The organism is Pontibacter harenae (assembly GCF_020907245.1).
Taxonomy (GTDB): Bacteria; Bacteroidota; Bacteroidia; order Cytophagales; family Hymenobacteraceae; genus Pontibacter; species Pontibacter harenae.
The window spans coordinates 1-22,156 of sequence record NZ_JAJJWH010000049.1; the positions used below are offsets into that span (position 1 = coordinate 1).

The 22,156-nt window shown below is 44.9% G+C and carries 11 protein-coding genes; 9 read left to right on the forward strand and 2 right to left on the reverse strand.

The window, feature by feature from the left end; genetic code table 11:
* The first annotated feature begins 205 nt into the window (after positions 1 to 205).
* The 5 genes from LN893_RS17670 (at position 206) to LN893_RS17690 (ending at position 9,117) form a co-directional block, all read left to right on the forward strand.
* Complete coding sequence (locus tag LN893_RS17670; protein WP_229972416.1) at positions 206 to 1,579, forward strand: sensor histidine kinase; 1,374 nt, start codon at positions 206 to 208, stop codon at positions 1,577 to 1,579.
* A gap of 16 nt (positions 1,580 to 1,595) precedes the next feature.
* A complete protein-coding gene (locus tag LN893_RS17675) occupies positions 1,596 to 2,228 on the forward strand; it encodes a LuxR C-terminal-related transcriptional regulator (protein WP_229972417.1) in 633 nt (210 codons plus the stop codon).
* Positions 2,229 to 2,934: 706 nt separating this feature from the next.
* Positions 2,935 to 7,104, forward strand: a complete 4,170-nt coding sequence (locus LN893_RS17680; RefSeq protein ID WP_229972418.1) for an Ig-like domain-containing protein — start codon at positions 2,935 to 2,937, stop codon at positions 7,102 to 7,104.
* 4 nt (positions 7,105 to 7,108) lie between these two features.
* The gene (locus LN893_RS17685) at positions 7,109 to 8,086 is read left to right on the forward strand and encodes a PorP/SprF family type IX secretion system membrane protein (protein WP_229972419.1); all 978 of its coding nucleotides are present in this window, start codon (positions 7,109 to 7,111) and stop codon (positions 8,084 to 8,086) included.
* A 596-nt stretch (positions 8,087 to 8,682) separates the two neighbouring features.
* Complete coding sequence (locus LN893_RS17690) at positions 8,683 to 9,117, forward strand: hypothetical protein (protein WP_229972420.1); 435 nt, start codon at positions 8,683 to 8,685, stop codon at positions 9,115 to 9,117.
* Positions 9,118 to 9,300: 183 nt separating this feature from the next.
* On the opposite strand, the gene LN893_RS17695 is transcribed toward LN893_RS17690, so the two are convergent.
* Positions 9,301 to 9,762 carry an RES family NAD+ phosphorylase gene (locus LN893_RS17695; protein ID WP_229972421.1) on the reverse strand — a complete coding sequence of 154 codons (462 nt, stop codon included), beginning with the start codon at positions 9,760 to 9,762 and terminating at the stop codon, positions 9,301 to 9,303.
* Positions 9,763 to 10,212 (reverse strand): Xre family toxin-antitoxin system antitoxin, encoded by a 450-nt coding sequence (locus tag LN893_RS17700; RefSeq protein ID WP_229972422.1) that lies wholly within the window; start codon positions 10,210 to 10,212, stop codon positions 9,763 to 9,765. It lies immediately after the preceding gene.
* 864 nt (positions 10,213 to 11,076) lie between these two features.
* Here LN893_RS17700 and LN893_RS17705 point away from each other — a divergent pair.
* The 4 genes from LN893_RS17705 (at position 11,077) to LN893_RS17720 (ending at position 21,918) form a co-directional block, all read left to right on the forward strand.
* A complete protein-coding gene (locus LN893_RS17705) occupies positions 11,077 to 15,273 on the forward strand; it encodes a hybrid sensor histidine kinase/response regulator transcription factor (RefSeq protein WP_229972423.1) in 4,197 nt (1,398 codons plus the stop codon).
* 173 nt (positions 15,274 to 15,446) lie between these two features.
* On the forward strand, positions 15,447 to 18,530 hold the full coding sequence (locus LN893_RS17710; protein WP_229972424.1) for a SusC/RagA family TonB-linked outer membrane protein: 3,084 nt from the start codon (positions 15,447 to 15,449) through the stop codon (positions 18,528 to 18,530).
* Positions 18,531 to 18,548: 18 nt separating this feature from the next.
* On the forward strand, positions 18,549 to 20,234 hold the full coding sequence (locus LN893_RS17715) for a RagB/SusD family nutrient uptake outer membrane protein (protein WP_229972426.1): 1,686 nt from the start codon (positions 18,549 to 18,551) through the stop codon (positions 20,232 to 20,234).
* Positions 20,235 to 20,310: 76 nt separating this feature from the next.
* Positions 20,311 to 21,918 (forward strand): glycoside hydrolase, encoded by a 1,608-nt coding sequence (locus LN893_RS17720; RefSeq protein WP_229972427.1) that lies wholly within the window; start codon positions 20,311 to 20,313, stop codon positions 21,916 to 21,918.
* Positions 21,919 to 22,156: the final 238 nt, after the last annotated feature.

Below are 22,156 nucleotides of genomic sequence, written 5' to 3' on the forward strand. Positions count from 1 at the left end.
ACTCTTTATCCCTTATCAAACTAGAGTTGTGCAACAGCCACAGGGGTTTGTTGAGATTGGAAATTTTATGAAACGTCCTGAACTATTTGACAGTGCGGCTTCCCTAGCTGCAGTTCTGGAGGGGGAGATAATGTAGGAACGGAACTAATCCCTAACTTTACTGTTCACTGTATTTAATCATGTCCCGGAAGGGAGGGTAAGTCGGATGGCGCAGAGTTTCGATCTCGAGTTTGTCTTTAAGTGCTTTTTCCAGGGGGTTCTCTTCGCCCAGCTGGTGTATGTGGTCCTTCACCTGTACGCCCACAACAGAAGGCGGGACTACTTTTACTACCTGCTGTTCCTAGTGAGCTCCATTGCCTATTTCCTCTACAAGGACATTATGTACTACGGTATGGGCTGGCGGTACGGCGGCTATCCTTTCCCGCACGAGGGCATCAACTACATCATGGCCAACCTCATGCACCTGGCCTACCTCAAGTTCGTAAAGCATTTTATCGGCACCAGGAACAGCTACCCCAGGATCCACTGGCTTGCCACTAACCTCAAGCGCTTCATTTTCGGCTTTATCATGCTCAATGCGCTGAGCTTGGTCTTCTTCAAGTCCCTAGTGCCGGTTTACGCGCAGTACGTCTACTCCGGGCTTGTCGCGGCAGCGACGGCTGTGCTTATCTGCCAGATGCTGCGGCGGCGAAGCAGACTGGTCTCCTATATCATCTTCGGCAGCGTAATGTACAGTCTGGGCGCGCTGCTGAGCCTTGTTGCGGCTGTGCTTCACCTTAACGGCTTTCTCCCCGGGTTCAGCAGCTCTCTGACGATAACTCAGGTTGGGACCATGCTGGAGGTGCTCTGCTTTACTGCGGGGCTCGCCTACAAGTCGCTGCTGGTGGAGAAGGAGGGAAACAGGGCGAAATTGAGGCTGCTTCGGCAGATGAAGCAAAACCTTGAGCTCAGCGACAGCCTGCAGCAGGTGCGCAACAAGATCTCGGAGGACCTGCACGATGATGTGGGGGGCACCCTCACGGCTATCTCCGTGTACAGCGACGTGGCCCACAAGTACCAGCAATTGGGCAATGTGGAGGGCGTGTCGGACATGCTGCGGCAGATAGGAGGCACTGCACGGCAGATGATAAACGATATGCAGGACATCATCTGGATGGTAAATCCGAAGAACGACGGAGCGTACTCGCTCTACGACAGGATCCATTCCTTTGCCGAGGCGGTTGCGACGGGAAAAGGGATCGTGCTGCACTTCTCGGTGTTAGAGGGGCTTAAGGATATGCAGCTGGACATGCAGCTACGCAGGGATGTTTACCTGATGGTCAAGGAAAGCATTAACAACGCCGTCAAACACGCCTCCTGTAGGAACCTGTGGATCAGCTTCGACTGCGCAGGCGGTGAGATGCGCATCGTCACCAGGGATGACGGGACCGGATTCCAGCGAATGCAGGCCCATAGGGGCAACGGCCTGCCTAACCTGGAGAAGCGAATGCAGGCCCACAGGGGTGTTTTTTCCTTGGAGAGCGGTGCCGAGGGTACTGTTTTAACCTTTATATTCGGCCTGGGTCAAACTCCCGCCTAAAGACGCCACAGCAAACATGGAGCGGAAAATCAGGTTAGGAGTAGTTGAGGACACGGCCGCTGTCGTGCTAGCCCTGCGGCTGTACTTCGAGCTTTCGGAGGAGGTCGAGCTTGTCTTTGCCTCCCACGTCCTGGAGGACCTTCCCGGCCTCTGCCGCGACCATGCCCCCGATGTACTGCTGGTGGATATTCACCTGGGGCATTTCTCTGGAATAGATGCCCTTAAACTGGTGCAGCAGTCTTTTCCGCTTGTAAAAGTGGTGATGTTTACCGTGTATAACGATGATGAACATCTCTTTGAATCTATTGCACAAGGAGCCAGCGGCTACCTGCTCAAAGGTACGCCAGCACCTGAGATAGAGTCGGCCATTATAGAAACATACAAAGGAGGTGCCTCCATGACGCCCCTTATGAACATACGCCTGCTGCAGGTTTTCCGAAAAAACAACCTGGCTCAGCGTGCCACCGAAAGCCTCACCACCCGCGAAAACGACATTCTGCAGGCGCTGGTAAACGGCTGGTCTTATAAGCAGGTAGCTTTAGAACTGCATATCAGCTTAGGCACCGTTCGCACACATATCGAGCACATCTACAGAAAGTTAAATGTCAATAGTAAAGCCGAAGCCGTTGCTAAGTTTCTAAAGGGCTGAATTAATCAAAGTAAGTCGCCTGATAAAAAAGATTCGAGTAGGCTCTTTTCTGCAATTCTTTAACCTCATTTCTGAAATCTTTCTTTATGTTGGTATGATTATTAAAATAATCATATTATATTTTGAAATATCCGATATTTATCCGATTGATACAGGTGAAGCATAAGTATAGCTTTGTGTAAAAAAAAGGAAGTTGCTGACAGGTTAATAAATAGCATAATTAGGAGTGTTCTGTGGGATTATCTATTGTATGCGATTATGTTTTTGACTTTAAAGCATGGCCTTGTCCGCTTGAATGAATAAGGTTGTGCCAGGAAGGTGCAAATATTTATCACATATAATGTTAGCTACGAATTATCGTTAAAAAAGTTTTATTTATATTAACAGTATAGCTACCTTATTACTGATTATACTGGGAGCGTGCGAAAAATAAGCGAGAGCACCCCACGGCATTATGCAGCAGTTAATCTTCATGTGAACTCAACAAATCCAGTAAATAATCAATAAAACAAGAGCCTATGACAAGATTCTAACGCATTCCTACTGGGCTAACTAGGTTTTGGCCTTTCGTTATTGCAGGCTCCTTAGCCAAAGGTGTATTGCAGGAATACAAAACAGTATTCAATTTTTGAGAGTGGGGGATAACTAGGTCCGGTCCGCAAATAAAACTGGCCTGGCTCCTCTATATTAACTAAAACAATGATTTATGAAATTTAGATTTTTACTAACATTTTTTCTGCTTTTCTTTAGCAGATCCTTATTCGCTCACTCAGGAGGAGTATGGATAGCCAATGACGGATGCGGGCATTGGTTTGCCATTGTCTTCCATTACCATGGAGGGGAAGGTGCATCACCCACTGCTTCGAATGCGAGTGCCGGTTTATACATAGATTTTAACCAGAACGATAAATTTGATGTAAACGGACAGCAATATGAACACACAAATGCCGGAGGCTTCAAGACCAGCAATGGTGAATTCAACAGGTTTACAGACTGGATAGATTTAACGAATAAGTCTGTAAAAGCCAGTGACTATGCGAATGATGCTTCGATCCAGAATGAAGTTGTGAAATGGTTAAATACGAATAAGAACTTCGGGAAAGATTACAGTTTAACGGTTGTCACGGACGGCGGTTCTTATACAAGTACCTGGTATGAGGCTTTGGTAGTACCTATCAAACCTTTATCGCCGGGAGTTTACAAAGGGTCTACCTCAACCTCATCGGTCATCGAAACACCTGGAGGTTATACCAATCCCTTCAACATCAATTACACGCCCACCAATTTTATTGGCACCATTTCTTCTCAAAGTTCCTGTGGGCAGACACTGGCTGTGAATACAACCTTAACGCAGACCTGTGTGCAGGAGTATGGCGTGGTGTATTCCACAACAAACCAGCTTCCAGCCGTAGGAGCAGCGGGAGTTACACAGCAATCTCTGTGGACGGGCCCTGGTACTGATTACACCAACAAAGCTTTCTCCTATACCATTAATGTGCCCGCAGGTAACGAATACGTGCATTATTATGCCAGAGCTTATTATAAACAGCAGGTAGGAGATGAACTTTTCTATGTTTACTCTCCTTTGATTGACGCCATACCGCTGGACCCTAATGCGGATTGCGACGGCGACGGAATTACGAACGGCGTGGAAACAGCACAGGCGAATAAAGATACGGACGGTGATGGTACGCCGGATTTTCAGGACTTGGATTCTGACGGCGACGGATTGGCAGATATTACCGAAACAAGCCGACCTGACTGCGATGAAGATGGCGTAGCAGATTTTCAGGATTTATCTCTTTTGCCAAACATTACAGCACAGCCAGCCAATTCCGCGGTTTGTTCAGGTAGCAATGCTGGTTTCAACGTAACTGTTACCGGGGGAGGTTTGTCTTACCAGTGGATGGTGGATGACGGTACAGGTTATAAAAATGTGAGTGACAACACCGTTTATGCCGGAGCAACAACCAACACGTTAACCCTTACAACGCCTGATGTTGCTTTATCCGGGTATAAATACAAGTGCGTTGTTAATTCCTCAACTTGCGGTACCACTTCTACTTCGGCAGAGGCTACACTTACTGTAAACTTCACTAGTCCTCCTACAGTAACTAATGCAGTTTACTATCTAAACGATAATGCCAGTAACCTAAGTGCAAACGTTACCAATAGTGCTAGCCTTTTGTGGTATTCTTCTTTGGCGGGGGGGGAGACTGGAACATCTAATGCACCTACTCCTCCTACAACTAGAGTTGGTTCGCAGGACTATTGGGTTACTCAGACACTGAACGGATGTGAATCTGCAAGGGCTAAGATAACAGTAACTGTAAATCCAACTAATGAAATTGCCGGAACCTCAACAGATAAGAAAGCTTATTACAAGCAGGCTTCAATAGTTGACGATCAGATAACTGTTACTGGCAAGGAAGTTACAAATGCTCGTGTATACATTCAGACGGGATTCCAGGCTAATGCAGATATGCTTTCTGTTGGCACGCTTCCTTCAGGAGTTACCGCTGCTTATAATTCAGCAACCGGTTCGTTAACTTTTACAGGAACTGCTACTGCCGAACAGTGGCAAAGCATCTTCAGAAGCGTTAAGTTCAGCAGTACCTCTTCAAATACAGCCGACAGAGCTGTTAAGTTTGTTCTGGGCGATGCAGTAGGTTTAGCTGTTGGAGGAAGCCCACACTACTATCAGTATATTGGCACTACTTCCCCTATTTCCTGGACGGCCGCCAGAGATGCCGCTGCCTCAAAAACATTCTTTGGTTTAACTGGCTACCTGGCAACTATCACATCTCAAAATGAGAATGACTTCATTAGAGACAAACTATCAAGTGACGGATGGATTGGCGGATCAGATGATCCCGCAGCAATCAGTAATGCCTCCGAAGGCAACTGGTATTGGGCAACAGGCCCGGAAAGAGGTACACCTATTTCCACAGGAAACAATACTCCTGTTCTCGCGGGCGCTTATATGAACTGGAGTCCGATTGAGCCTAATAACTCAAATAACGAACATTACATGCAGCTTTACTCCAGGCAGGACGGCACGTGGAATGACCTTGCAAATACTTTTTCTATGTACGGATATGTGGTTGAGTTTGGAGGGTATGATACTGATCCCGTTCTTAAAATAGAATCATCCAGAACTTTAACTTTCTATAAACCTGCAACTCCTTCTACTCCTGTGTTATCAGATGGTAGCAACGGATATATTAATGACGCAACTCCTACTGTAACAGGCACTGCAGAACCTAACGTGCAGGTTAACATCTATGAGGGTGCTACATTCGTAGCCAGCGTAACAGCCGGGAATGATGGCAACTGGTCTTATACCTTCACTACTGATCTTTCAGAAGGTGTTCATATTATCTCTGCTGACGCTACTGATTTGTTAGGGTATACAGGTGATAAGAGCGCAGCGCTTGCCATAACAGTTGATACTGTTGCACCTGCGGCACCGGAAACTCCTGCGCTGGCCGGAGGCACTAACGGCAGTACAAATGACAACACGCCTACTATTACAGGCAAAGCCGAGGCAAATGCTACAGTAGCCATCTACAGCAATGGAGAGGAAGTGGGCACCGTAACAGCCGATGCAGAAGGCAACTGGACCTATACCTTCAGCCCGTCTTTAACTGACGGAGCCTATGAGGTGGCAGTGACTGCCACGGATGCAAGCGGCAACGAGAGTGATAAGAGCGCAGCGCTTGCCATAACAGTTGATACTGTTGCACCTGCTGGTTACGCCATCGTCTTCAACACAGAGCCGGTAGACGTGACAAACCAGACCGCCACCTCCCTGAGTATAACCGGAGCCGAAGTGGGAACTACCTATACCTACAGCATCAGCAGCGAGCATGGCGGTACGCCGGTAACCGGAACCGCCACGGTGCAGCAAGGCGCTTTCGATCTGTCAGACCTTGATCTTTCAGGCCTGAGCGATGGCACGCTGACAGTGACGCTATCTTTAACGGATGCTTCCGGAAATACAGGCGAGGAGGTAACAGCGCAGGTACAAAAAGTTACCCGCAACATAGTAGCTGTAACAACACCGGCTGTCATCAAAGTACCGATCAGAACAACCTATGCCAACGTGCCGCTGCCGGCTACGGTAGAGGTAACGTATGCCACGGGCGAGAAAGAGCAGATCAGTGTGAACTGGAGCCAGGGAAGCTACAACGGTTTAGTAGCCGGAGCATATGAGCTGACAGGCGAGTTGGTGCTGGCCCCGATGACGACCAACTTTTCTAACATGTCTGCCAGGGTAACGGTGGAAGTGCAGCCGAACAAAGTGCCGACGGCACTTGCCTTCAGCACCACCACTTTCAAGCCAGAGGCGACTGCAGATGAGATGATCGGCACGCTGACCACTACCGATGAGGACGACAATGCTTTTGTGTATGAGCTGGTAAGTGGCCAGGGCGACGCGAACAACAGCCTATTTGAGATCAAAGGTGACAAAGTATACCTGAAGTCCAATAAAGGCCTGTCCGGCATGACGGCCTTCTCCATCCGTGTGCGCAGCACCGATCCGTACAACAACACCATCGAAAAGAGTTTTACGCTCACCAAGGAACTCTATGCCAAACAGGAGGCCCAGCTCAAGATTGTCAATGCTTTCTCTCCGGATGGCGATGGCATCAACGACACATGGACGATACCGGAGTTGCGCTTTTACAACAACGTGGAGATCGAGGTGTATGACCGCTCCGGTGTGCGCCTGTTCCAAACCACCAACCCAGAAGAAGGATGGACAGGACGAGGCCATCGTGGCGAAGTACTGGAAGGCGCTTTCTTTTACGTGGTGCAGGTGAAGGATATTAATATGGTGAAGAAAGGTGTGGTTACAATTCTTAAGAAGTAAGTAAATGAAAAAGTCTATAGTAACAATCATAATGGTTATCTCTGTTCTGGGCCTGCAAGCCCAGAACAGAAAATACATCGCCAACTTTCCGCTGGTACAGCAGTATTACAATCCAGCGCTGACCGGCTATGAAGGATCTGTCGTAAAGTCGTTTTACCGCAACCAGTGGGCCGGCTTCGAGGGAGCACCCAAAACGGTATTCGTTTCTGGAGAGCTTGACCTGGCGGACCGGAAGCTATTGGGTAAAGGTGGTGCAGAGCAGGACATTACGACTAACGGGCAGGTAGGAGCCAGGCAAGCTTTTGGCCTGTCGGTGCTGCATGATGAATTCGGCGCTTTTTCAGAGAATCAAGTGTTCCTGAGCTATGGCTCCAGTGTCAGGCTATCTGAAAACATCAGCCTGCGTTGGGGTACGGCCATCAACTACAGCTCACAGAGCCTGAATGGCAACAAGCTGGTAGTAGATCAGGAAGTAGACCCTCAGTACCTGAGCGCCCAGGGAAGCAACCGCATGAGTAAGTTTGACCTGAACTTTGGCCTGTCACTGACGGCAGATCACTATTATGTAGGATATGCTGTTCAGGATGTAGGAAGAGGCGGGTTGATAACTACCGGAGATACGTTTCTAAAAGACATGTATACCCGCAAGCACATTGTGCAGGCAGGATACCGCACAGCTATTTCTGACGAAGTAGGTTTAGTTGGGAATGCTATTTACAGGTATGACGAAAAGCTGAAGGAAACGGTGGAAGGACAGTTGAAAGTGGTATACCAGAACATGCTTTGGATAGGAGGCGGATACAGAAACGACCTGGCTTACTCCCTGACAGCTGGGCTGCAACTGAACAAGTTTCAGGTAGGGTACGCGTATGAAAGCCCGGTTGGTGACGCAAAGTATATGACTCAGAGTACAAACGAGATCATGCTCAGCTATAGCCTGAAGCCGCGCTCCCGCTCCAGCAGGCAGCTAACGACATGGTAGCATCATTAGCAGAAGATAGGTTCTGCAGCTGCTGGCATAAAGACTGATAACAGAAACAGGCTCCCTCATTACCAGGGAGCCTGTTTCTATTATAGCGGTACAGGAGTTTTGCTTTTGGTACTTGAGGAAGGGAGACAATCGTAAACCCTGTGGTAACCCTAGCCGGAAAGGAATGCCTCCGTAGCGAAGCTGTCCGATACTGAATAATGTGCTAGCTATGATGTACAGCTGCTGATGCAGAGACCGTTCTGAGCTTTAGCATAAACTTTGAAGACAAGGCGGACAATCCAGGTACTACTGTCGCAGCTACCAACGACGGTAGCTGCGTGACAGTCGACAACACCTTGCCTAAGCTGACCACCGCCGCCATCGCCTCCGGCAACTCAGATCCTGCAAGAGCGAAGGCGGGCGATAAGGGGTAACGCTCTGCATCGAGGCAGATGAGGCCATCGCTGCGCCAGCCGTAACGGTAGCCGGCAGCACTGCCCTTATTACGATGGTTGCCGCTTCGGAATACACGGGCACCTATACCCTGACTGGCGCGGAAACGGAGGGCGTGCTTATGTACGAAATCTCTTACTTCGACTTATCAGCTAATGCTGGCACAGTGGTTAAAGCCACCACAAACAGCAGTACCGTTAATAATAAAAATGGAGTTGTTAAGCCCAATAATTTTTGATAACACAAACCGGATGTTGGTTGCGAAACAAATAAGTGTTAGTTCAGCTGATAATAGATCAGGAATAGTGCTGGGTAGAAGCTTGACAAAGCTGCATATGGGAAATAAAATGACTAAAGACTTATCTAAGGAGAGTCCAATATTCACTATGCAGTCATCAATCAAAATATGTGTAGAAAATGTAGAGGTTATAAATAAAAAATTCTGGGATATTTGTTTTGAAATTGTAGGTCATAATCCTGACAAAGAGTTTGAGGTTCTTAGAGCAGATTTTATGACACTCAAGGACATGGTAATGAAACACTTTACAAAACATCCTGAACTTCGAGCACATCTAGGCAGGTACAATTAATTCTCTCCCCGTTGCGGCTTATGGAATATTACATGGGGGTAAATAAAAGGAGACCTTTTGATAAAACAGCCTTACTGTAATCTAGTTGATATAAGGCTGTCTATCGGACAGCACATTTTGAAAATGTGAACGCACTGGGGACACAATTAATCTTTATGCGCACCCTCTCCTACTGGTAATTTTTTAGCTGGATAAATTAGCTTTAATGCGGGCATCGAAGAAAAAGTCTTCGGTGCCTGTTATTTTGATTTTCGTAAAGTCTGGATGGCGGGTATTGAGGATATAGTTATACTCCTCAGGTATAATGGATGAAGGAACACATAATACTGCTGACTTAAGCTGTCTGTACCACTCGTTGCCCCGCGCCTGGCAGATAGGATAGCTTTTTACTTGCTGCCAGTTTACAGGCAGTTCATCAGTTGAAACACTTTCTATAGTTACATCATCGGGTATAGTGATAACCACCGTTTTAAAGTTGTCGCTCAACCCTTCACCGCTACGGTGCACCACATTTTCCAGGCAGGCTAAAGCCCTGCTACCTGCTGTGTATATTACAAAGTTCCCTTTCGAATTCCAGCGCCCGCGAATACCAGAAGCATAAAGCTCTCCCGCGTACTTTGCCAGACAGATCCTGTAAACTTCCACTTAGGCCAGATCTCCGTATGCTATCCGTTCCAACTCCTCCATTACTAAATCAATACCTCCACTCGTTTCCAGCAAAACCAGCGGAAGCTGTCCGTCCAGGCCATAAGCAGGTTTCTCCAGCCATCGACGAAAGGCATCTGCAGTACCGAAGACCTCTTTTCCCTTCATTTGCAATGCCAAAAGCTTAAGAGTCTGCTCGCTATGGGCAGGGCTCAGCCTCTTCTTACTTTGACGGTAGTTTTGCAGGGTTTTAGTCGTGGTATGAAGTATATCAGCCATCTGATTGAGATGAAGCTGAAGCAGGTCTGCCACCTCAAAGGCCATCCTTGCGAAAATACCCTCCCGCGCGGCCATCACCAGCGAATATGAATCTCGCACTACTGCCTCAAAGTTCAGGAGCTCGGTACTATCTTTCCCAGATAAAGCCTTCCTCGCTCCTTTTGATGGCATATTTTTCGGATGTGTGGTTGCAGCAGCCATAGTTAATAATTATAACAGTTTAAAGATAAGAAAACTTTCCTAAATGGTTGGAAAATTTTCTGCTATAGTTTTTATACGCTCATGCTCCAATAATGTGCTAGTTATTTTATTATATAGAGCAGGTTCCTGAAGTCTCTTATTATCCTGGCAGCGTCCTTCTTCAAATCACTGTTCAAAGAAAGCATCTGTTTAACATATTCTTACTTATCAGCCAAGGCTAAATTAGCAAAAGAGGAGCTGTAGTCAATTAAACTATAGCTCCTCTTTTGCTAATATCTTAGTCACTTATAAACATGGCAAAAATCAGCGATGGCGGCCAAATCATCGAAGAGATTGTTCGATAATTGAAGGCCTTGGTCTACCTAAAAAAGGCCGATTAGCAAAATTGCTGATCGGCCTTTTGTTTTTGCGTCTTATGCATTTGTTTTTCCTTGTGCAGGCTTGCTGGTGGCTAAGGAAGAGATCTAAAACTTTATACGCAAAGATGTTTCTTCAGGCACAGGTACGCTTTCGCGAAACCTATATTTCTCTGTTTTCATATCAAAATATCCACTTGAAGTTTACCTAGTCAAGTTGATACTTTGTGCTATGGGGGAAGCCTTTGGTAGGAGAAAGAAGTAGTCCAGAAAGGGAAGTTGCTTTTACTAAGTTTAGCCAATGCAACCCTTGCTACAATCATTTCAGCATGATAATTTAAATTTCTTGATTTATGTTTTATCTTAAAGGTGTGAAAAATAGCTAAGATAAGAGACAGATGTTCGTCAAGTTTCTTTATTCTTAATTTATACCTTGTGGAATTATTAAGCTTTGTAAGATTTAGAGGGCGGTAAACTGATGGAAGTAGAAGAAGAAGGTCTCATCCAAAAGCAACTTGCTGTGAATTTAGTTTTACAGGTTCAGAGGTGGTGCGCTGTTTTGGGTGTTGTGGTCTTGTTTGTGTCTTCAGCTTCAAGTCAGCCTAATAATATTGTAAAAGAATATAGTCTAAGAGACGGGCTTTCGCTGAATATCGTAACAAGCATAGCTCAGGATAAAAAGGGCTTGATGTGGCTTGCGACGGAAGACGGCCTTAACCGTTTTGACGGCTATTCTTTCAAGACCTTCAAGTACGATCCTGATAATAGCTTTAGCCTGACGGGTAATTTTATACAAAAAGTTTTTGTTGACTCCAAAGGTGATATATGGGTTTCAACTCGGCACGGACTTAACCGCTTTGATGCCTCATCCGAAAAATTTACACATTTTCAGCATATTATAGGAGATGACCGCACTCTTGTAGGTAATGACATAAGTGACATTACTGAAAGCTCATCTGGCAACCTGTGGGTTGCTTCTTACAATGCTGGCTTTTCTTACTACGATAGGCATAGAAATGCCTTCACATCTTACAATCAACAAAACTTACCTAGCCTCTCAAGCAATAAAATCATTAGCCTCTTTCAAGATCATGCAGGACTGCTATGGGTAGGGACACAGGATGCTGGTGTAAATGTCTTTAAAGTTAAGGATGGAATCGTTTCGGAAAAGATAAAAGGGCTTCCTCATAATCAGTTTTCTTCGTCTTCAAACATCAAGTGCATTTATGAAGACCATTTGCATAACATCTGGCTGGGTACCTCTCGAGGTTTGGTTCTGTTGAAGCGGGATCAATCTATAGCCACCAAATTTGATGCTCAGGTTTTCTCCCTCGGAAGCAATATCGTTCTTTCCATTCTGGAAGACAGTAAAGAAATGATGTGGATAGGCGTGCAGGATAGAGGAGCCTATCAACTGGATATTAGCCAGTTTTATAATCAAGGCGCTGAAACAGCCTCCTTCAAAAAAGTTAAAGAAAGAGGAGAAACCTTGCTGACACAGCGTTCGGTGCAGGCTTTGTTTGAAGACAGAGATCAGAACATTTGGCTTGGCACTTATGGAGGTGGGGTTAAAATGGTGAGTAATCAGCAAGAAAAATTTTCTAAGCTGCGCTTGTCCCCTAGCCCACCAGACGATGATATTCGGTACTATGGTGTATGTACAGACGGAAAAGGGAATCTTTGGCTCGGTACCGACGGAAATGGCATTTACAAATGCGATGCAAATGGAACGGTGCTAGAGCACTTTACTGCTGGTGATGGAAGTGGTTTAACAGACAGTGCAATTCTTTATGCATATCAAGATACTGACCAGAACCTATGGTTTGGCTCCTATTCGCAGGGGCTTTTCCTCTATAAGCAGGAAACAGGTTCTTTTATAAACTACAAACACAAGCAAAGCGATTCGAATACGCTAGGTGGTAATGATGTAAGAGTAATCTTTGAAGATTCTAGGAAAAACCTATGGGTTGGTACCAACGGAGGTGGCTTAAGTAAGCTTGATAAAAAGACAAAGTCGTTCCAGAGCTTTAACGCCTCTAACAGCAACATCGCATCTAACGATATTAGAGCATTAGCAGAAGATCACAATGGCAAGCTTTGGGTCGGTACGTACGGAGGCGGGCTGTACAGTTTCTCTCCAGATAAACAAGCCTTTGTAAGGCATCACTATAAGGATCAGGAGTATTTGTCTAGTGATGTTGTGCTAGCCCTTTACCTTGATAAAGGAAAGAACCTGTGGATAGGTACCGAAGAAGATGGCTTGATACTTTACGATACAGCGAAAAAAAGTGCTATTCGGTATAGTGAAAAGAACGGGCTGGCTAATAATACTGTATATGCTATACATCCAGATATACTAGGAAATGTCTGGATGAGTACAAACAAAGGAGTAACGAAGCTGGAGGTAAACACACAAAGGTTCTATAACTATGGTGCTTCAGACGGCTTGCAGGGCGGGCAGTTTAATCCAGGGTCTATACTTTATAGCAAGATCGGTGGCTTCATGGGGTTTGGGGGCACTGAAGGGTTCAATATTTTTTACCCATCTCAGATAAAAGGAGTAGCTGTTACACCGAAGGTAATGATGCTGGGCTTGCAACTCTTTAACAAACCTGTTTTGTTGGAGGCTTTTAAAAATGATGTTTCTAACAAACCTGTTTTAGAAGAAGAAACCAAAGAAATAACTCTAAAGCCTAATCAGTCTGTTTTTACGCTTGAATTCGGAGCTTTAGATTATACCAATCCTGAAAAGTATCAATATGCATATAAACTTGGCGGGCTTGATGAGGACTGGAGTTATGTTGGCAACCAGCGATCTGCTACTTATCGTTATCTAAAGCCAGGGAGCTATACCTTTATGGTAAAAGCTTCAAACCATAATGGGAATTGGGGGGAAGACTATACAGCATTACAAATAAACGTACTAGCTCCTTTTTGGAGGACGCCTTTGGCTTACTCGCTCTACTTGTTAGTGCTGGCTGGTGTGGTGTACTGGGGCTATCATTTTAGTGCGAAACAAAAAAAGCTTCGGCGCAGGCTGCTGATTGCAAAAGCGCAGAGCAGAAAGGAACGCAGGGTTGCACGCGAGAGGTTGAATTTCTTTACAGAAGTATCACATGAGTTCCGAACACCGCTTACACTCATACTTGGCCCATTAGAGGAGATGCTAAGTCATGAGGACCGCACAACTGGTTCTGGTAGAAAGCTACAGATGGTTTATCAGAATGCAAATAAATTGCTTAACCTCATTAACAAGTTGCTAGACTATCGTAAGGCCGAAGCTGGCAGTATGGTGCTGCAGGTAAAGGAAGATAATATTGCGGCCTTTCTAGAAGAGATCTGCATTCCCTTTAAGGAACTAGCCCAGATAAAAAAGCTTGATTTTCACCTGATGGTACCCGAGGAGCCCCTGATGGTGTGGTACGACAGGGAAAAGCTTGAAATAGTAATCAACAACCTGCTGTCGAACTCTTTTAAATACATTGGCAAAGGAAACTCTATTTCTGTTGCGGTTAGAGTGGATGAAAGGTTTTCTGCTAGCTCTGAGCAATATGCTGGATGTGTAATTGTGGAAGTTAAAGACAATGGTATAGGTGTGCCTGCCGGTCAGCTGAAGCACATATTTAATTGGTTCTACCAAGGGAACCCTATGGCGCCTATGAGTTCAGGTTTGGGATTAGCACTCGCAAAAAAGCTTATCCAGTTACACAAAGGGCATATATTTGTTAACAGTACAGAGGGAGAAGGGGCTACTTTTGGCTTTAAGCTTCCGTTAGGGAAAGAGCATTTTGATGCAGGCTCTCTGGTAGATAATCCTGTGCCTGCTGTTGGGGCGGAAAGTAAGCTTGAAATACTGGCCATGAAGGAGGTGCCAGAGGATACTGCAGCCATTTCTCATAAAGGCCATAAGAAGGTCCTTATAGTAGAGGATGAGGACGAGATTCGTAATTTCCTGAAGAGTTATCTGAGAGATAATTATTCTTTGATAGAGGCAGCCAATGGTAAAGATGGGCTAGAACAGGCACTCGTGCATTACCCAGACATAATTATAAGTGACGTGATGATGCCTGAAATGGATGGAATCGCTTTGTGTAAAGAGTTAAAAAGCAATATCCGGACAAGCCATATACCTGTTATACTTTTAACTGCCAGAACTGCCTTTGCGCATCATAAAGAAGGTCTGGAAATAGGTGCAGATGCCTATCTTACAAAACCTTTTAGCCCAGAATTGCTGCAGTTAAAAATTCAGAATATCCTACAGTCCCAAGAAAAGCTGAAGCGTTTCCACTTAAACCTCTTTAGCGTTAACCCTCCTCAGCCAAAAGAAGAGCCCAACTCGCTTGATGAAAAGCTTTTGCTTAAAATTTATGAAGTACTAAAAGCGAATCTGGATAACTCCGATTTTAATGTGAATGAGCTAGTCGCAGAACTCAACATGAGCCGCTCGCTTGTCTACAAAAAAATTAAGGCACTTACAGGTGTATCCCCTGTTGAGTATTTGCGGTCACTTAAAATGCAGGAAGCGGCACGCCTTTTAAGATCAGGTAACTACAAAGTGTTTGAGGTAGTGTATATGGTCGGTTTCAATGATGAGAAGTATTTTAGACAATGCTTCTCTAAACAATTCGGATGTTCCCCTTCTGAGTACATGAAAAGTGGTGAGTTTGCCTTGTAATAGCCTGATTTAGCAGTAGTTTCAACATATACCCCCCTTCAAAAAGCAGTTTCTCCCCTTAGGATAAGATAAAATTGTTCCTCTTTTGCTGAGTGATCAATTACTCAAAACGCTAATGCGTTCTTTGTGAAAGTCAGCTAAAAATTTTACTTATTAACGTTAATCACTTCGGTATGAAACACATTTTATTCAGGAAGATGAAACAGCTTATGTTTGTTCCTCTTGTGCTTTTTGCAATTATTTCTGTGGCAGCACAGGGCACGGTTGTAACTGGAAAAGTAACAGATGAAACAGGAGTAGGCTTACCTGGTGTAACAGTGCTGCTTAAGGGCACAAATACAGCAGCTCCCACAGATATAGATGGAAATTTCTCTCTTAATGTGCCAAGCCTGGACGGTACACTTGTCTTTTCATTTTTAGGCTATCAGCAACAGGAGGTTCCTCTTAATGGTAGAGCGTCAGTAGACGTAAATCTTAAAACGGATGCTAAAGCCTTAGACGAAGTAGTAGTTGTGGGCTACGGTACGCAAAAGAAAGCTACTGTAACAGGGTCCATCTCTGAGGTGGACGGGGAGGCTTTAAACAGAAGCCCTCAGCCGAATGTTTCAAATGCACTTTCTGGACGTGTTTCAGGTGTCATAATAAACAACCGTGGTGGTGAGCCAGGTTATGATGGCGCTGAGATTAGAGTGCGTGGTTTGGCTACAACAGGTAATAATGAGGTACTGATAGTGGTGGACGGAGTGCCAGGCCAGATTGGGGGCTTAGATCGCTTGGACCCCAACGACATCGAAAGTATTACAGTGTTGAAAGATGCGTCTGCCGCTGTTTATGGTAACAGAGCTGCAAACGGCGTAATATTAGTAACCACAAAACGTGGCACCACAGGCAAGCCAACTATATCTTATAGTTTTAATCAGGGCTTTTCGTCGCCAACACGTTTGCCTGAGTTTGCTGATGCCGCAACTTACGCCACTATACTTAATGAAATAGATTACTATAATAATCCCGCAGGAGGATTAAACCAACGGTATACTGAACAAGAGCTTGAGCTCTTTAGGAACGGTTCAGACCCTATAAACTACCCGAATACTAATTGGTTGACAGAAGTACTAAACCCTGTGGCACCCCAAAACAGACAAAGCTTGTCTGTGAACGGCGGTACCGAGAACATTCGCTACTATGCCTCTTTAGGTACAGTATATCAGGATGGCCTTTATAAGAACGGAGCTACAGAGTATAAGCAATATAACTTTAGAACGAACTTGGACGCATATATTACTGATGATTTCAGCGTAGGCCTATCCATTTCTGGCAGACAAGAAAACAGGCAGTATCCGCAGTTTGGCGCAGGCGGAATTTTCTGGAACACCTATAGAGCCTATCCTTTTATCCCGGCAAGATACCCTAATGGTATGCCCTCTGCAGGTGTAGAAGGAGGTATAAACCCTGTAATGATTGTTACCGATGCGGCAGGCCTGAACAAAAATCAGCGTCTTATCTTTAACGGTATTCTAAGAGCTAAGTATGAGTTGCCTTTCTTAGAAGGATTGTCTGTAGATGGTTTTTACTCGGTTGATAAAGGGCAGAATTTTTCTAAGTCGTTTACAAAGCCATACCTGGTGTATAGCTACGAAGGGAATGATACCTACAGACCTGTTACGGTAGGTGAGCCCAATGCCTCTCTTTTCCAGGCACAGGAGAACACTACATTAATCACGTCTAACATTAAGCTGAACTTTACTCGCCAGTTTGGTGACCACGGCATCAGCGCTTTTGTAGGGTATGAGCAGAGCGAAAACAACTTAGAGCATTTTGAAGCAGGCCGAAGAAACTTTCCTACTCCTCTTACACCAGAACTGTCTCAGGGTGGTACTGGAGAAAATGACAGGAGCAATGCAGGCTGGAGCTGGGTATTTACCAGAAGAAGTTATTTGGGCAGAGCAACCTATAACTTTAAGGAAAAATACTTGGCTGAGTTGCAATTACGTGCAGACGGCTCGGCAAACTTCCCTCGTAACAGTAGGTGGGGTTATTTTCCTGGAGTCTCAGTTGGATGGCGTATTTCAGAGGAGCTGTGGTTTAGAAACAGCGTTCCTTTCTTTAGTGATTTGAAGTTGCGCGCATCGTATGGAGCACTAGGAAATGATAACGTAGGATCAAACCAGTTTATAAACAACTATGCTTTTGACAACAGGTCCGTTATTGGAGGCGTAGTTCACCCTGGCATAAACCTGATTAAACTTGCCAACCCCAATATTACATGGGAGGTCGCGCAAAAGACTGATATTGGCCTGAACGGTGTTCTGTTTAAAGATTTGTCTTTTGAGTTTATCTACTTCAGACAAAAGCGCAAAGATATACTTGCAAGTAGAAACGCGTCTGTGCCTAACGTTACAGGTATAGTGAATCCTTACGGTTCAGACCCTCTTGTGCCATCTGAGAACATAGGACGGGTTGACAACAACGGTATTGAAGCAACATTAGGGTACAACAAGTCCGCAGGTGACTTCAAGTACAATATATCAGGTAACATTACTTATGCCACTAATGAGATTGTATTCATTGACGAGGCATCTGAAATATTAGACTACCAAAGACAAACAGGTAGGCCTATGAATACTTATTTACGATACAGAGCCATAGGTATTTTCCGAACTCAAGACGATCTGGACAATTACCCACACCCACCAGGCGCTAAGCTAGGAGACTTGATTTATGAGGACTATAATAGAGATGGAGAAATTACTGCGGATGATATGGTGAGAACAGAGTTGGGGAATATTCCAGAGATTGTATATGGTGTGAATCTGGGTGCAGAGTATAAAAACTTCGATCTTTCAGTATTGTTTCAAGGGCAAGGAAAGGTAAGGCAGTATGTGCTGCCAGATGTAGGTATCAGCGGTAACTACTTCAGCACATGGGCCGATAACAGATGGAGCCCAACTAATCCTGATGGGTCTTATCCTCGTGTTGATACAAGAACTGGCTCCTCAGTAAGTGGAGGTCTTTTCCCAAGTGACTTCTGGTTATATAACACAGCATTCTTAAGGCTTAAGAATATCGAACTGGGTTACAACCTGCCAACTCAACTACTATCAAAAATCAAGATTGGAAATGTAAGGGTTTATGCAAACGCTTTTAACCTGCTTACATTCAGCAAAGTGAAGGACTTCGACCCAGAAACCAGCTCTGGTAATGCACAGTTCTATCCTCAGCAAAGAATTGTCAATCTTGGGGTAAATGTTAGATTCTAATTTTTTAATCAGCACATTATGAAGCCGAAAATATTTTTAGCATTCGCCATAGGCTTGGCAAGTATATTAACATCCTGTGAAAAGGATTTTCTAGAAGTAACACCCACAGACCGTTTATCTGATGAGGCTATAATAGGAGACTCTGTTTTGTTTGAAGCTTTTGTGATAAACAGGTACTTAGGCGTAAGGCAGATTGACAAAGAAGGAGATGGAAACGCACCTGGTTTTGGCAGAGGATGGGAGTATGCCCTGTGGAGCTCTATTACTGACGAATCCATTTATAGAAGCGATGACAATACATGGCTGATTCAGCGTGGGCAACTGTCCCCTGAAAATACTGGTATCGCTGGTGCTTTGTGGGGAAGAAGCTATCGCGGTATAAGAGAGGTAAACTATGCCTTGGCCAACATAGACAGGGTAGAAATGAGCCAGTCTCATAAGAACCTGCTGATTGCAGAACTGAGATTTATAAGGGCTTTCCGTTATCACGATTTGATTCGAAATTATGGTAGAGTGGTTCTGTTAGGTGATCGTGTGACTGAGTTAGGAAACGATTTTTCTGATCAGTCTCTTTATGAGCGTGCGAGCATTCAGGAAAGTATAGACTATGTGGTGCATGAGCTAAATGAAGCAGCTGGAGTGCTGCCACTAAACCACCGTTCGTCCTGGGAAAAAGGCCGAGCCACACAGGGAGCCGCATTAGCTCTTAAGTCAAGGTTGCTGTTATATGCTGCTAGCCCGTTGTATAAAGAAAACGGTACAGCCGTAACGTGGCAGCAGGCAGCAGATGCCGCAAGAGATGTGATGGAGCTAAACAAGTACAGCTTACATCCTGACTATGCCAGCTTGTTTATAGATGAAGAGGGAAACAGCGATGAGATAATATTTGCTCGTTACTATAACCTGAACTCACGACATACAGCTCTTGAGATAGCAAATGGCCCTAATGGGTATGACGGTTGGGGCGGAAACACTCCTCTTCAGAACCTAGTGGATGTTTATATGTTAGACAACGGTAAATCTATTGATGATCCAACTTCAGGCTATGATCCACAGAACCCTTATGTAAATAGAGATCCCCGCTTTTACGCTACTATATTATACAATGGGGCAGAATACAGAGGTAGAGAAGTTGAAACTTTTAGACCAGGCGGTAGAGACAGTCAAGATGGTCCATCAAGCTGGAACACCTCCCAAACTGGCTACTATCTCCGCAAATTCATGGACGATGAAAACCCAATACAAAACCCGTGGAACGTAGCTGGAAGACAGCCTTGGATATACTTCCGCTATGCCGAAATACTGCTAAACTACGCAGAAGCACGAAACGAAGCTGTTGGACCAGATGCTACGGTGTATGAGGCTATAAACACCATTCGCCAAAGGCCATCGGTAGAGATGCCTCGGCTGCCAGAAGGGCTTTCTCAGGACCAGATGCGTGAGTTGATTCGTAGGGAGCGACAGGTGGAGCTGGCTTTTGAAGAACACCGCTTCTATGATGTGCGACGCTGGCTAATTGCTGAGGAGACTGAAAATGAACCTGCTTATGGTGTACAGATTAATAAACAGGGAAATCAGTTGGTACACAGTCGTAAAATTGCTTTAGAAGGGCGCAGTTTTGAGCCAAAACATTATTGGCTTCCAATCCCAAGATCTGAAATACAGGCTTCAGGAAATAGGCTGGAGCAAAATCCAGGATACTAAACATTTCTACACATCATGCTGCCTATAGGTAGCATGATGCATCTTTCCTGTTACATAAAAAGCTAAATGTGTCGTAATGAAAATAACATTCTCTATTCACAGGCAATTTGTACTGCCCATACTACCACATCTAATAACTTTTCTTGCTTTAGGTGGGTGCTCCGTTAATAATCATGAAGATAATGCAGGGCAAGGTCCAACAGCGGTTGTGGTAAAGGAGGTAACAGCCAACATAAATGTCGCAGAAACTTATCAAACAATAGACAACTTTGCCGCCTCCGATGCATGGGCCTGCCAGTTTATTGGGAATTGGCCAGATGCAAAGAAGAATGCCATTGCAGATCTGCTTTTTAGTACAGACACTAGCGCTAACGGGCAACCAAAGGGTATCGGGCTTTCGATGTGGCGCTTCAATATTGGGGCAGGAAGTGCGGAGCAAGGGGAGCAAAGCGGTATACGAGACGAATGGCGGAGAGCCGAGTCTTTTTTAGAACCCGATGGTAGTTACGATTGGCAGCGGCAAGCAGGGCAAGTATGGTTTCTGAAAGCTGCCCAAGAGCGGGGTGTAAAACAGTTTTTAGCCTTCCCTAACAGTCCTCCTGTAAACCTTACCAAAAACGGTAAAGCCTTTGCCTCTGATGGAAAGCCTAATTTGGCTCCCGAAAAGTATAATGCTTTTGCCGATTACCTGGCAGAGGTTGCTCAAGGAGTAGAGAGAGTCCACAATGTTAGTTTTCGGTATATCAGCCCTGTAAATGAGCCTCAATGGGATTGGAGTGACGGAGGACAGGAAGGTACTCCCTTCATGAATGAGAACATTGCAGGTATTGTAAAAGCACTCAATACATCTTTTGAAAGGAAAAATGTAGATGCGACAGTAGACGTTGCGGAAGCAGGTAAAATTGATTATTTGTATGCGACAGAGGACAAGCCCAATAGAGGGAATCAAATAGATGCTTTTTTTAACAGCAGTTCCCCATTGTACATTGGCGACTTATCTCATGTCGGCAATATAATTTCAGGTCACAGTTATTTTACAACCTCACCTTTTAATCAGGCAGTTGATAAAAGAGAACGATTGGCCAACAAAGTTGCCTCCGTACCTGGGCTAAAGTTCTGGCAGTCGGAGTACTGCATACTAGGCGATAATGCAGGTGAAATAGAGGGGAATAAGCGTGATCTAGGTATAGACCCCGCCATTTATATGGCACGCGTCATTCATAATGACTTGGCTGTAGCGAATGCAACAGCTTGGCAGTGGTGGTTAGCTGTCTCGCCTTATAACTATAAGGATGGCTTGGTGTATGTTGACAAGAACAAAACAGACGGGAACTACTACGATAGTAAAATGCTCTGGGCCCTTGGTAACTATAGCTTTTTTATTCGTTCTGGTGCCACACGCGTGGGAACACAATTAACAGGAGAGGACTCCGAAGATAATATCTTGCTTGCATCTTCCTACATAGATGCTGCAAACCACAAGCTTATAACAGTAGCTGTTAACGCTGGTATAAGGCCTATCAAGATGAAGTTAAATGTACAAGGGGGAGGCAGTATGCAAGCCACTAGAACCTATGTAACCACGGCAAGTAATGATTTAAAACCAGGAGACTCTTACGATAACAAAAGTGCAATATTACTGGCTCCTCGCTCGGTTACTACTATGGTAACCGAAATGCAGTAGACACTTTGAGACGACGACATAAATGCTTCGCACTGCAAAAGAAGCTAACTGCAACTGTAGCCTTTCTGAACTACTTTGTATGGATGTAAAAGTATTGATGTAGTTAAAGTTGAATTTTCAAGGTCCTAGATGAGGATAGTTCTGTGAGCACAAGTACATTAAAAGATCCGCAAAAGCTTCTTGTGGAAAGTAATATGATTGGTTGTATCTGGTAAAGGGTTCATAGAAATTCCATTAC